Annotated in this window: 12 protein-coding genes; 7 read left to right on the top strand and 5 right to left on the bottom strand. The window is 72.6% G+C overall.

Going from position 1 to position 13475, the window contains the following annotated elements:
* A complete protein-coding gene (gene efeU / locus Psi01_RS30515; RefSeq protein WP_204067581.1) occupies positions 1–843 on the bottom strand; it encodes an iron uptake transporter permease EfeU in 843 nt (280 codons plus the stop codon).
* Between the two features lie 281 nt (positions 844–1124).
* Between efeU and clpX the strand changes: the two genes are divergently transcribed.
* On the top strand, positions 1125–2423 hold the full coding sequence (clpX, locus tag Psi01_RS30510) for an ATP-dependent Clp protease ATP-binding subunit ClpX (protein ID WP_204067580.1): 1299 nt from the start codon (positions 1125–1127) through the stop codon (positions 2421–2423).
* A gap of 172 nt (positions 2424–2595) precedes the next feature.
* Complete coding sequence (locus Psi01_RS30505) at positions 2596–3432, top strand: putative protein N(5)-glutamine methyltransferase (RefSeq protein WP_204067579.1); 837 nt, start codon at positions 2596–2598, stop codon at positions 3430–3432.
* Here the strand turns inward: Psi01_RS30505 and Psi01_RS30500 are convergent.
* The 4 genes from Psi01_RS30500 to Psi01_RS30485 form a co-directional block, all read right to left on the bottom strand.
* Positions 3419–3694: an isoamylase early set domain-containing protein gene (locus Psi01_RS30500; protein ID WP_204067578.1), complete on the bottom strand. Its 276-nt coding sequence runs from the start codon at positions 3692–3694 to the stop codon at positions 3419–3421. The genes Psi01_RS30505 and Psi01_RS30500 overlap by 14 nt on opposite strands.
* A 178-nt stretch (positions 3695–3872) precedes the next feature.
* A complete protein-coding gene (locus Psi01_RS30495) occupies positions 3873–5033 on the bottom strand; it encodes a serine hydrolase domain-containing protein (protein ID WP_204067577.1) in 1161 nt (386 codons plus the stop codon).
* Positions 5034–5144: 111 nt separating this feature from the next.
* The gene (locus tag Psi01_RS30490) at positions 5145–6548 is read right to left on the bottom strand and encodes a sensor histidine kinase (protein ID WP_204067576.1); all 1404 of its coding nucleotides are present in this window, start codon (positions 6546–6548) and stop codon (positions 5145–5147) included.
* A 20-nt stretch (positions 6549–6568) separates the two neighbouring features.
* On the bottom strand, positions 6569–7243 hold the full coding sequence (locus tag Psi01_RS30485) for a response regulator transcription factor (RefSeq protein WP_204067575.1): 675 nt from the start codon (positions 7241–7243) through the stop codon (positions 6569–6571).
* 166 nt (positions 7244–7409) lie between these two features.
* Here Psi01_RS30485 and Psi01_RS30480 point away from each other — a divergent pair, with 166 nt between their 5' ends.
* From Psi01_RS30480 to Psi01_RS30460, 5 genes are all read left to right on the top strand, one after another.
* On the top strand, positions 7410–8273 hold the full coding sequence (locus Psi01_RS30480; RefSeq protein ID WP_204067574.1) for an SDR family oxidoreductase: 864 nt from the start codon (positions 7410–7412) through the stop codon (positions 8271–8273).
* Positions 8274–8375: 102 nt separating this feature from the next.
* Entirely contained in the window at positions 8376–8858 is a 483-nt protein-coding gene (locus Psi01_RS30475) for a hypothetical protein (protein ID WP_204067573.1), read from the top strand.
* 203 nt (positions 8859–9061) lie between these two features.
* The gene (locus Psi01_RS30470) at positions 9062–10732 is read left to right on the top strand and encodes a histidine kinase N-terminal 7TM domain-containing diguanylate cyclase (protein ID WP_204067572.1); all 1671 of its coding nucleotides are present in this window, start codon (positions 9062–9064) and stop codon (positions 10730–10732) included.
* 139 nt (positions 10733–10871) lie between these two features.
* Positions 10872–12293, top strand: coding sequence for an amidase (locus tag Psi01_RS30465; RefSeq protein WP_204067571.1), 1422 nt, complete (start codon positions 10872–10874; stop codon positions 12291–12293).
* Between the two features lie 132 nt (positions 12294–12425).
* Positions 12426–13424, top strand: coding sequence for an Acg family FMN-binding oxidoreductase (locus Psi01_RS30460; protein ID WP_204067570.1), 999 nt, complete (start codon positions 12426–12428; stop codon positions 13422–13424).
* Positions 13425–13475: the final 51 nt, after the last annotated feature.

The raw sequence follows: 13475 nt of genomic DNA, 5'->3' as shown, positions 1-13475 counted from the left end.
TCAGGCGGTGGTGGGAGTGGAGGAGGGAGCGGACCGCCGGGGAGAGGCCGGCCGCAGGAAGAGGATCAGGGTGGGCACCGCGTAGGCGAACCAGGCGACGGTCTCCAGCACGGTCGGCTGCGGTGTGATGTTGAACATCCCCGCCAGGAGGGCGCCCCACCAGGAGTCGGCGGGCAGGACGGCGCTGATGTCGAACGCCTGGGTCGACAGGCCCGGAAGGACGCCGGCCTCCTGCAGGTCGTGCACGCCGTACTTGAAGATGCCGGCGGCGACCAGGATCAGCAGCAGGCCGGTCCAGGTGAAGAACGTGGTGAGGTTGATCTTCAGGGCGCTCCGGTAGAGGCCCCAGCCGATCACGATCGAGGTCAGGACGCCGAGGGTGATGCCGATCAGCGGGCTGGTGTTCGAGGACGCGCCCTGGGCTGAGGCGAAGAACAGCAGCGCGGTCTCCAGGCCCTCGCGGGCCACCGACAGGAACGCCATGACGATCACGGCGAGTGGGCCGAGCCGCAGCGCGTCGCTGAGCTTGGCGCGCAGCTCGCCCGAGAGCGAGCGGGCGGCCCGGCGCATCCAGAAGATCATCCAGGTCACGAAGGCCGTGGCGAGCAGCGAGGTGACCGCTTCGAAGAGCTCCTGCTGCCGGTACTCCAGGCGGGCGGCGGTGAAGGTGAGCAGCGCGCCGAACCCGATCGACAGGACCACCGCGGCGCAGACCCCCGCCCACACCAGCGGGAGCCGGTCCCTGCGGTCACTCTTGACCAGGAACGCGACGAGGACGGACACCACCAGTGTGGCCTCCAGTCCCTCGCGCAGGCCGATGAGATAACTGGCGAACACCGTCACTCCAGAATGTTAGGGAAGGGTCACCTAAATTAGGGCAGGGAAACCTTAGTTCATGCAAGGTGGCGATCGGGTGACGGGTCCCACTTCCCGGGGCCGGATCGCCTCCGGATGGCGCTGCGGCGTTTCCCTCACCCTCCGCTCGCCGTACCCTCGAAGGAGGCGGGGCGTGTTCCCGGCCCGGGCGCCCGGCGCCCGGAGTCACCTCCCGTATCCCTCCGACCCCGAGGGCCGGCCCGATCCCACCGGGGCCGGCCATCCCGACTTCGAGGAGATGTACTCGAGTGACACGCACCGGCGACCGCAGTGACCTGCTGCAATGCACCTTCTGCGGGAAGAGCCAGAAGCAGGTCAAGAAGCTCATCGCGGGTCCGGGCCGCATCTGCATCTGCGACGAGTGCGTCGAGCTGTGCAACGAGCTCATCGAGGAGGAACTCGGCGAGAGCACCGAGGCGACGTCCTGGAACCTGCCGAAGCCGCGGGAGATCCACGAGTTTCTCGGGCAGTACGTCGTCGGGCAGGAGCGGGCCAAGAAGGCGCTGTCGGTGGCGGTCTACAACCACTACAAGCGCATCCGGCCGGGCGCCGGCGGGGCCGTACGGCAGGCTGCCGCAGGAGAGCAGATCGAGCTGGGCAAGTCCAACATCCTGCTGGTCGGCCCGACCGGTTCCGGCAAGACCCACATCGTCCAGACGCTCGCCCGGATGCTCGACGTCCCCTTCGCCATCGCCGACGCCACCGCCCTGACCGAGGCGGGCTACGTCGGCGAGGACGTGGAGAACATCCTCCTCAAGCTGATCCAGGCCGCCGACTACGACGTCAAGAAGGCCGAGACCGGCATCATCTACATCGACGAGATCGACAAGATCGCCCGTAAGAGCGAGAACCCGTCGATCACCCGCGACGTCTCCGGCGAGGGCGTGCAGCAGGCGCTGCTGAAGATGCTGGAGGGCACGGTCGCGAGCGTGCCGCCGCAGGGCGGGCGCAAGCACCCGCAGCAGGAGTTCATCCAGATCGACACGGGCAACGTGCTGTTCATCTGCGGCGGCGCCTTCGCCGGGCTGGAGAAGATCATCGAGGAGCGGACCGGCCAGCGGGGCGCCGGGTTCGGCGCCGAGATCCGCGCCGGGCACGACGAGGCGGACCACGACGCCTTCGCCGACGTCATGCCCCAGGACCTGCTGAAGTTCGGCCTGATCCCCGAGCTGGTCGGCCGCCTGCCGGTGGTGTCGACGCTGCGGCCGCTGGACCGCGCGACGCTGATGCGGATCCTCACCGAGCCGCGCAACGCGCTGGTCAAGCAGTACCGCAGGCTCCTGGAGCTCGACGGGGTCGAGCTGGAGATCACCGAGGACGCCGTCGGCGCGATCGCCGAGCAGGCGCTGCTGCGCCGCACCGGCGCCCGCGCCACGCGGGCGATCCTCGAGGAGGTCCTGCTCAACGTGATGTACGAGGTGCCCAGCCGCGACGACGTGGCCAGGGTCGTGGTCGACCGCGACACCGTGCTGGACAACGTCAACCCCACCCTGGTGCCCCGCGAACGGCCGGGCCTCGGGCAGGAGCGCCACGACAGGTCCGCCTGAGCACGGCCGCGGATCACCGCCTGTAGTAGGGTTGCCGTCCCGGAAGTGAACGATCGCGAGGAGGTGAGTCCCCATTACCGCCGGATCAGTTCGGGTGCTCTCACCTCACGGTCGCCGGTAGGCCCGGCGCGGGTGGCGTGGGGAGCGCCCTCGGCCCTTCGAAGGGTTCCCCATGTCGGTTCACTGTCCTTCACCGTCGCGCTCCGCGGTCGTCGCCAGGCTCAGGGACGCCGGCTGCGTCTTCGCCGAGGACGAGGCGCGGCTGATCATCTCCACGGCGCGCACGCCGTCCGACCTCGCCGCGATGGTGGAGCGGCGGGTCGCCGGTCTGCCGCTTGAACACGTCGTCGGCTGGGCGCGCTTCTGCGGCCTGCGGGTGAGCGTGGATCCCGGGGTTTTCGTGCCCCGCCGCCGCACCGAGTTCCTCATCCGGCGGGCCGCCGACCTCGCCCGCCGGTCCACCGGACCGTCGCCGGCCGTCATCGTCGACCTGTGCTGCGGCTCGGGCGCGCTGGGCGCCGCGCTGGCCACGGCCCTGGGGGAGGCCGAGCTGCACGCGGCCGACATCGACGCCGCCGCGGTGCGCTGCGCCCGCCGCAACGTCGCCGCCGTGGGCGGCCGGGTCTATCACGGTGACCTCTACGACCCGCTGCCCGGCACGCTGCGGGGCCGGGTGGGCTTCCTGCTGGCCAACGTCCCCTACGTGCCAACCGGGGAGATCGGCCTGCTGCCCGCCGAGGCGCGCCTGCACGAGGCCAGGGTGGCGCTCGACGGCGGCGCGGACGGGCTCGACGTCCTGCGCAGGGTGGCCGTCGCGGCGCCGTCGTGGCTGGCGCCGGGCGGCCGGCTGCTGTTCGAGACGAGCGAGCGCCAGACGTCGGCGGCCGTCGGGATCGTCACCCGCGCCGGGCTGGTCCCCGAGGTGACCGGATCCGCCGAGCTGGAGGCGACCGTCGTCGTCGCGACCAGGCCCGCCCCGCCGGGGGCGGGCGGGACTACAGGCGCATGATGCTGCTGTGCTGGTCGATGCCGTCGGCGGTCTCGTCGTCGAACCACACCCCGCCGGTGGCCAGATAGCGGAAGCGGTGGACGCCCGGGGGCAGGATGACGGAGACGGTGCGGACACCGTTGCGTCGGTGGCGCAGCTCGTGCAGGCCGGGCTGCCAGCCGTTGAAGTCGCCGACGACACTGACGGTGCCGCCCGGCTGGTCGACGGGCAGGGTGAAGGTGACACGGGTCTTGCTGCCGAACAGCGGTGTACGCCTGAGCATGGTCGATGTTCCTCCCCGAGAGGTGTGGGATGAGGCCAGCTTCCCGCGTGCGCGGGATCGGCGATAGGGGTGGGCCCAGGCCGTAACACAGTGTTCACTTCGAGGTAGTACCGTCCGGCGATCCCCGTGATCACCTCCCGCCCGGGCTCTCCCACGTCCGCCGCCGTGCCGTCTCCGCTCAGCGGGTCCGGGCGACCTCCCCGGCCACGGCGCGGAACGCGACCAGCGTCTCCTGCCTGGCCGGGACCGAAATGGAGCGGACCGATTTGACGATGACCACCCCGTGCCGGGGCGAGACGTAGATGTACTGCCCGCCCAGCCCGGCGGCCATGAAGTCGCCCTCGCCGCCGCCGAGCCACCAGTGCAGGCCGTACCGGGAGTTGAAGGCGGCCGAGGGCCTGGTCGACCGGCTGACCCAGGAGCGCGGCACCACCTGCCGGCCGTGGGCCTTCCCGCCGCGGAGATAGAGCAGACCGAAACGGGCGAAATCGCGGTCCGTGGCGTAGTAACAGCAGTATCCGAGGCCGTCGCCCTCGGAGTCGGCGCCGATGTACGCCGCGGAGGCCATGCCGGCGGGCTTCCAGATCCTCGTCTCCACGTACCGGTGGTACGGCATGCCCGTGACCTCGGAGACGAGCCTGGCCAGCACGTGGGAGTTCATGCTGGTGTACTCGAACCTGCTGCCGGGCTTCCAGCCGCGCACCTGGCGCGCGGCCATCTCCCCGGCCGGCACGCCCCGGTTGACGGCCGCCTGCAGCCGCGGCACGTCGGAGCGCTCATCCCAGGCGATCCCCGACGACATCCGCAGCAGGTCGCGGACGGACACGCCGTCGTAGCCCGAACCGCGCAGCTCGGGCAGGTAGCGGGTCACCGGATCGTCGATCGAGCGGATGCGGCCCTCGTGCAGGGCGATGCCGACCGCGGCGGAGGTGAAGGACTTCGCCACCGACCAGGACTGGAAGAGCGTGTCACGGTCCGCCCCGGCGTAGCGCTCGTAGACGATCTCCTGCCCGTCCAGGACGACGAAGCCGTTGGTCTTCGTGCGCGACAGGAAGTCCTCGAGGGTGTGTTCACGCCCCCGGTAGGTGTACTTCACGGAGAGCCGCCTGGGAGCGCTCCGCAGTTCGACGGGGTGCGCCGAGGCCTCCACGCGGTCGGGCGGGCCCGGCTCGCCGCGGGCGGGGGAGGCGGGGGATGCGGAGGCGGGGGACGGCGGCGCCGTACGGGAGAGTCCCCGTGCGGGGGCCGCTCCGGCGGTGGTCGCCAGGGCGCCGAGGGCCGTGGCGAGGGTCACGGCGAGGCCGGTTCGCAGGCGGCGGTCGAGGGTGGTCTTTCGCATGTTCCCTCCGGCGGATCGGTCGGGCGGGTGGCCGGGCACGGCGGGAATCGTGGCGCGCTTTCCTGGCAGATCTCTGGCAGTCCCCTGTCCTCCCGGTTTCTCCCGGGCGGTTCAGGCTCCGGTGGTACGGCCGGCCGCCGGCAGCCGCACCTCGACGCGCGTGCCGGGACCCCGCCCCGGGTCGGTCACCGAGACCGTGCCGCCGTGCAGCAGAGCCTGCTGGCGCACGAGGGTGAGCCCGAGACCCGAGCCGGGGCTGCCGGGCCGGCGGTGGAAGCGGGTGAACACCGACTCGTGCTCGGCCTCGGGTATGCCCGCTCCGGCGTCCCGGACGGCGAGCACGGCGGTCCCGCCGCCGGCGGACAGCGTCACCTCCACCGTGGCGCGGCCGTCGTCGCCGGCGCCGTGGACGGCGGCGTTGTCCAGGAGGTTGTCGGCGATCATCCTTAGCCCCTCGGCCCACCCCCGCACCGGCAGGCCGTCCGTCCGGGAGAAGGCGATCTCGGCGTGCGGGTGACGGCGCCGCGCCTCCTCGACCGCGACGGCGACGATCTCGGTCAGGTCGGCCTCGGTGAAGGCGGCGGGGTCGGCGAGCTCGCCGTCGGCCAGCCGGCGCAGCATGGTGATCAGCCGCTGCGCCCGGACGTGCTCGGCGCCCAGGTCCGTGACGATCTCGGCCCGCTCGGCCGGATCCAGGTCCGGGCGGCCGAGCAGGGTGAGGTCGATCCCCATGCTGGTCAGCGGGGTCCGCAGCTCGTGCGCCACGGAGGCGGCGAAGGAGCGGGCGGTCTCCAGCGCCTCGCCGGTGCGCCGCACCGCGGCGTCCCGCCGGTCCAGCAGGTCGTTGAGGCGGCCGGCGAGCTCGTCGATCTCGGTGACCCCCGAGGAGGTCGCCAGCCGGGCCGCGCCGGGGGAGGGAACGTCGATCCTCCGTGCCTGCGCGCGCAGCGCGGTCAGCGGCCGCACCGCGAACCGGCCGAGCAGCAGACCGGCCACGGCGCCCGTCCCCGCCGCGGCCAGGGTGATCAGCACCAGCCGTTCGCGGAGCAGATCGAGCTGCCGGTCGAGACGCTCCTCGGACTCGAACACCCGCAGGCGGGCCAGATTCCCCCGCCGTCCCAGAGCGGCGGCCACGAACCGCCACCGTCTCCCGTCCCGGGTGAAGGTGGCGGGCCCGTCCTGATCGGCCGGGGGCATCACCGCGGGCACGTCCCCGACGACGAGCGGGGCGGCACCGGGCACCTCCAGGTGCACCCCTCCGGGGCCGCCGGACTCCAGGGCCGCCCCGGTCAGCCTCTGCTCCAGGAAGTCCGGCGGTACGGCGGGCGCCAGCAGGACCCGGAAGGAGTAGGAGGCCGCCATCGGCTCCAGCGCGCGCGAGCGCAGCACCAGCTGCCGGTCCCGCTCGGCGCGCAGGTCGTGGGAGACCACGCCCAGCACGATCATCCCCGTGGGCAGCATCAGCGCCGTGACGAGCGCGGCCAGGCAGATCGCGAACCGGGTGGACAGCCTCATCGGAGGTCTCGTCGGCAGTCTCATCGCAGGACGAATCCCACTCCCCGCACCGTGTGCACCATGCGGGGCTCACCGCCCGCCTCCAGCTTGCGCCGCAGGTAGCCGACGAAGGTGTCGACGGCGTTGCCGGTCACCTCGAAGTCGTAGCCCCAGACCCGCTCCAGCAGCACCGGCCGGGACAGCACGATGCCGGCGTTGCGCGCCAGCACCTCCAGCAGGTCGAACTCCCTGCGGGTCAGCTCGATCTCCCGGCCGTTCAACGTGACGCGGCGGGCGGCCGGATCGACCGTCAGCGGCCCCGCCCTGACCGCCCCGCCGGCCGGGCGCCCGGCCCGGCGCAGCAGCGCGCGCAGCCGCAGGACCAGCTCGTCCAGGTCGAACGGCTTGACGACGTAGTCGTCGGCGCCCGCGGCCAGCCCGGCCACCCGGTCGGCGACCTCGTCCATGGCCGACAACATCAGGACCGGCACCTCCGCCCCGCCCGCCCGCAGTCGCGCGCACACCTCGATCCCCGACAGCCCCGGCATCGAGACGTCGAGGACGATCGCGTCTGGCCCGTCGCCGCCGGTCAGCTCCAGCGCCCGCTCACCGGAGCCGGCCGTCTCCACCCGGAATCCCTCCAGCAGCAGGCCGCGCCGCAGGGAGCGCAGGATCGAGGCGTCGTCGTCGACGACGAGGATCCGGTGACCGTTCATCACAGCGCTCCCGTGCGCGTCGGAGGTCGAGATCGCGAAGCGCCGTCCGGGGACGGCAGACAGGCATCCTGGCAGAAGTCCGGCCGCGGGGGCAGCCCGCCGGCGCCGGGCAAACCCTGGCCGTCTGCGGGCGTTAGGCGGGCACGAGGACGGGCACGCGATGGTCATGCCAGAGGAACCGAACACCACACCACCGCCGCAGAGCCAGCCGTACCCCGGGCACAGCGGGGACATGGATCCCGAACCCCGTGACGAGATGCGCGACTACGTCGGCAGGGAACTGCTGGCCGGCAGGCGCGCCCTGATCACCGGGGGCGACTCGGGCATCGGCCGCGCCGTCGCGATCGCCTTCGCCAAGGAGGGCGCCGACATCGCGATCGCCTACCTCAACGAGCACGAGGACGCCAACCACACCAGGAAGCTGGTGGAGGCGGCCGGACGGCGCTGCGCGCTGCTCCCGGGCGACCTGGGCGACCGCGACCACTGCGGCTCGGTCGTCGAGCAGGCGGTCTCCGAGCTCGGCGGCCTGGACATCCTGGTGAACAACGTGGCCTACCAGGCTCCCGTGGAGTCGCTGGAGGAACTGAGCGACGAGCAGTGGGAGCACACCTTCGCGGTCAACATCCACAGTTACTACCGGGTCACCAAGGCCGCGTTGCAGCACATGCGCGAGGGCAGCGTGATCATCAACACCTCGTCCATCAACGGGCTGCGCGGCAACAAGACGCTCATCGACTACGCCGCGACCAAGGGCGCGATCAACGCCTTCACCTACTCGATGGCGCAGAACCTCGTCGAGCGGGGCATCAGGGTCAACGCCGTGGCGCCGGGCCCGGTCTGGACGCCGCTGATCCCGGCGACCTTCCCGCAGGAGAAGGTCGAGAAGTTCGGCGAGCAGGTGCCGATGAAACGCGCCGCCGACCCGGACGAGATCGCGCCCTCGTACGTCTTCTTCGCGGCCGGTCGGCTGTCGTCGTACTACACCGGCGAGATCCTCGCCCCGATCGGCGGGGAGACGCTGCCGGGCTGACCGGGCGGGACCCGGGACGACGAGTCTGCGGACAACGGGACGGCAGGCCCGGATAATGTCGGTGACGGTCGGTAGCATCAGCGCTCTGACGAGGAGGCCGCCATGATCCACCCATTGATCATCCCTGTGCTGGTCACCACCGACCTGCCGCCGGAGACCGATCTGGCCGCGTTCGGGCAGCTGCTGGCCGACGCGGTCGTCGTCCTCGGTCCCGGTTCCGGCGAGCCCTACCCCGGACATCTGCACGGGCGGACGTTCTGGCTCGACCGGCCGGTGCCGCCGGTCGAACCCGGCGTGGCCCCGTCGCCCGCCGAGCAGTTGCGCTTCGCCGCGACGCTGGGGTTCCTGTCCGCCGCCGTCGACCGCCCGGACGCCTCGGTCAAGACGGTGATCGCCGACGCCCGCGCGGCGATCACCGCCGCGGTCACCGCCTGTTACGGCGACCTGGGCAGCCCGCCGGCGGTGCTGGCCATCCGCGCCGAGGACGTCCGCGAGCGCACCCCGGAGACCGCCGTCGTGACGGTGACCGCCGACGCCGCCCCCCAGCTGGCCCGGGCCGCCCACGCCCGGTTCCAGCTCGTGTGAGGCATCTCACCGCCTGACCCCCCACCGGACCCGGCTCCGGCCGTGCGCGGGGCCTCATCGGCCGTGCCCGCCGGGTGCGGGTCCCGGTGACCCCGAGATCGGACGGGGCTCTCAATGTGACGCTGAGGAATCCTCAGGTCACGCTGTGGTCGTGCCGATGATGCGCTCGTACCGGTCCACCGCGGCAGTGAGAGGAGATGATCGTGGCGGGGGATTCCCTTCTGGCGTTGATCTTCGTGCTGTCCGCAGTGGTGGCCTTCACGGTGGCCGCGCTCGCCTGGCGGCGGCGGCACGTGACGCCCGCGGTCAGCACGCTGGCCTTCCTGGCGGCGGGCATCGGCGGATGGTCCACGACGGACGTCGTGCTGGTGCTGACCGGAGTCCCGGTGACGGCCCCGCTCGCGGCGGCCGCCAAGTTCGCCGCGGTCAGCTGCGTGGTGGCGGGCTTCTTCTGCCTGTCGCTGGCGGTGGTCGACCGCGCCTGGCGCCTGTCGCGCCGTACGGCCGCGCTGCTGGCCGTCGAGCCCGTGCTCCTGCTGGCCACGGTGCTGACCGACCACATGCACCACCTGTTCCACGCCTCGCAGGCCTCGTCCGGCGCCCAGGTCCCGGCCTTCGGCCCGCTGTTCTGGGTGCACGCCGTCTACAGCTACCTGCTGCTCGTCTCCGGCGGGATCCGCATGGCCCACGCGTGGTCGCGGGGTCCGCGCCTGCTGCGCCCGGTCTACGCCGCGACCCTGCTGGGCGCCCTGCCGCCCGCCCTGGCCGACGTCCTGACCCTGATGGGGGTGGCCGACGGGGTGGACATCACCCCGATCGGGTTCTGCCTCAGCATGACCGTGATCTACTGGTCCCTGATGCGCAGCTCGGTGCACGAGCTGGTGGCGGTGGAGCGCACCCACGTCTTCGACGTGATCAGCGACATGGTCACCACGGTCGATCGCTCGGGCCGCATCCTGGACCTCAACCCGGCGGCTGAGCGGATGTTCCGGCGCATCGTGCCCGGCCTGCCCTCCCGGCTGTCCGGACTGCCGATCACCGAGCTTCTCGGCGAGTCGTTCCTGCCCGACCGGGCGGAGGACGGGCTGGAGATCGACCGCACCGTCGTCGACGCCGACGGGTGCGTGGTCGACCTGAGCGCCCGCCTCGGCGTCCTGCACGACAGCCGCAACGAGTGGGTGGGCTGGGTGCTCGTGGCACGTGACGTGACCGCGCTCAACGCCCAGCGCCGCCAGCTCGAGGAGGCCAACGCCCAGCTCAACGAGAAGCAGCGCGGCCTGCAGGAGGCAAACGAGCAGTTGCGCGAGCAGGTCGCCACCATCGAGGCGCTGCGCGCGAACCTGGCCGAGCAGGCGGTGCGCGACACCCTGACCGGCCTGCACAACCGCCGCTTCCTGATGACGGCCCTGGATCGGGAGATGAACCTGGCGACGGCGCAGGACACGCCCCTGAGCGTGGCGCTGCTGGACATCGACCACTTCAAGCAGATCAACGACCGGTACGGGCACGGCGCCGGCGACCAGGTGCTCATCCGCTTCGCCAAGCTGCTGGGCGGCAAGGTGCGCCAGGGCGACATCGTGGCCCGCTACGGCGGCGAGGAGTTCGTCATCGCCCTTCCCGGCGCCACGGGAGAGCAGGCGCTGGCCCGGATGAACGAGCTGCGCCTGTGGGTGACGGCCGGGCGGATCCCCGCCGGGGGTCACACCCTGTCGGTGACCTTCAGCGCGGGTGTGGCCGAGCGGGTCCCCGGCCAGAACCTCGCGGAGTTGCTGCACGCGGCCGACGAGGCCCTGTACGTCGCCAAGGGCGCGGGCCGCAACCGCGTCGAGCTGGCCGCCACCGAGCCGCCGGGCCCCTCCAGCGCCGCCGCCTGAGCCGCCCTCCCGCGCCGTCCGGGCGCCGCCCGGGGCCGGATCCGGGATGCGGCTTCAGGGCCGGATCTCAGTGCCAGCCCTGATGCCGCCGCCGCCGCGCGCGGTCACCCTGGGTGCTCCGACACACACGAGGAGCACCATGGAACCGTACGAGTACGCGAGATACGACGGCCTCGGGCTGAGTGAGCTGATCAGCCGGGGAGAGGTCGGCGCCGCCGAGGTCGAGACGGCGGCCAGGCGGGCGCTCGAATGGGCCGACTCCAGGCTCAACGGCCTGACCGCGCCGGTGTTCGGCACGGCGCTCGCCCACTCGGACGACGGCCCGTTCACCGGGGTGCCGTTCCTGATAAAGGACCACGGCCCGGTCGCCGAGGGCGTGCCGTTCAGCATCGGCAGCAGGTCCCTGCGGGGGATCGCGGCCGACCACGACACCGACCTGATGAAGAGGTTCAGGGCCGCCGGGCTGGCCACCCTGGGGGTGACCACCGTGCCCGAGATGGTGGTGGACTTCGTCACCGAATCCGATCGGTACGGCGTCACCCGCAACCCCTGGGATCCGGACCGCAGCCCGGGCGGGTCGAGCGGCGGGGCGGCCGCCCTGGTGGCGGCGGGAGCCGTGCCGCTGGCCCACGCGAGCGACGGCGCGGGCTCGATCCGCATCCCCGCCTCCTGCTGCGGCCTGGTCGGTCTCAAGCCGAGCCGGGGCCGTGTCACCAGCGGGCCGGACATGGGCGAGCCGATGTTCGGGATGGCCTACGAGTTCGCGTTGACCAGGACGGTCAGGGACGCGGCCCACCTGCTCGACGCCGTGCACGGGCCCGCCGTGGGCGACAAGTACACCGCGCCCCCGCCGGCGCGGCCGTACGCCTCGGAGGTGGGCGCCGACCCCGGCACGCTGCGCGTCGCCGTGACCACCGCGGCGTGGTCGGGCGTGCCGGTGGACCCGGAGGTGGCCGCCGCGACGGTCGCCGCCGGGGCCGTGCTGGAGAAGATGGGCCACCTCGTCGAGGAGGGCGCTCCGGCGGTCGACTGGCAGGACACGCTGCGGGCCATGCGGGCCCAGCGCGTCGCGATCGCCTCGACCGTGCTGCTGGCGCCCCGGGAGCCCGACCCGGACCTGCTGGAGATCTCGACGCGGCACCTGCTGCAGGACGCGAAGGAGACGAGCGCGCTCGGCCTGATCCTGGGCTTCCACGCCCAGAACCGGGTCACCCGCTCGGTGAGCGCGTTCTTCACCGGGTGCGACCTGCTCGTCACACCGGCGCTGGCGTGGTTGCCGGTGACGCACGGCGCCTTCCGGTACGACGCGCAGGACCACCCCGCGCTGGAGGAGCGGCTGGCGAGGATCTTCGAGTACGGGCCGTTCACGATGGTGTTCAACGTCTCGGGTCACCCGGCGGTCAGCCTGCCGCTGGGATGGAGCGCGAGCGGCCTGCCCATCGGGGTGCAGCTGGTGGCCGGGTACGGGCGCGAGGACCTGCTGCTGCGGGTCGCCGCCCGTCTGGAGGAGGCCATGCCGTGGCGGGACAGGCTCCCGCGAATCTGGGCCGGCCACGCCTGAGCGCCGCCCTTCGTCCTCCCCCGGTTCCTCCACTCCTGTGACGGGTGTGCCTGACGTCCTCTGCCGCCGGGACCTTCGGCCCTGCCCCAGGTGGCGGGTGGTGCAGGACCCTCAGAGGAAAGGAGGAAGACCATGTTGAACCCTCTCGCCACCCACGCCGGCGTCCGTCGTCTGATCACCGCGGCGGGCGCCGCGCCCTCGGTGCACAACACCCAGCCGTGGCGTTTCGAGGTCCGCCGGGGACGCTATATCGAGCTGCACGCCGATCTGGACCGCAGGTTGCACGTGGCCGACCCGCGCGGCCGGTCGATGTCCATCAGTTGCGGAGCGGCGCTGTTCAACCTGCGGCTCGCCATGCGGGTGGCCGGCATGCGGCCCGTCGTCCAGCCGATGCCCGTCGCCGGGAGCGGACCGTCGGCGCTGCCGTCCGACCTGCCCTCCGAGCTGCCTCCCACGTTGCTGGCCGCCGTCTGGCCCGCGGACGCCGTCCCCGCCTCCGCCGCCGAGTACGAGCTGTACGAGGCCGTCAAGGTCCGGCGCACCAACCGGCTGCCGTTCTCCGGCGACCCCGTCCCGGTGGATGTCATGGCCGAACTGGCCGCGGCGGCCAGGATCGAGGGGGCCTCGCTGGTCGAGGTCGGCGGGGCGGCCGCCGCCGCGCTGCTGGAGGAGGTCGCCGCGGCCGACGAGGCGCTGACCGTCGACCGCGACTACCGCCTGGAGCTGGCCCGTTGGACGGCCGGGAACTCGCGCTCCGACGGGATGCCGCTCTACGTCCAGGGGCCGCGCCCCGTCGGCGATCTCGCGCCCGTGCGCGACTTCGCGCAGGCGCGCGGGGAGCGTGCCCGCTTCGAGTCCCACCCCCGGCTGGCCGTGCTGACCACCCGCGGCGACGGTCCCGCGGACTGGCTGCGCGCCGGCCAGGCGCTGCAGCGGGTCCTGCTGGTGGCCACGCTGCACGGCGTGTCCGCCTCGTTCCTGAACCAGCCGCTGGACCTGCGCGACATGCGCCACCGCACCGACCCCCGGCATCCCGGCGGTCACCCGCAGATGATCATCCGCCTCGGGTACGGCGCCGCGGTGCCGCGAGCTCCCCGCCGCCCCGTCCCGGAGTTGCTGCGAGCGGCGTGAATCGACGCAGCCACTTAGTGAGAAACCGCCTATTAGGGAAGAAACCTCAGG

The organism is Paraplanobispora siamensis, assembly GCF_016863175.1.
Classification (GTDB): domain Bacteria; phylum Actinomycetota; class Actinomycetes; order Streptosporangiales; family Streptosporangiaceae; genus Planobispora; species Planobispora siamensis.
Note: the sequence above shows the minus strand (reverse complement) of the source record. Positions and strands in the feature narration are given on the sequence as shown.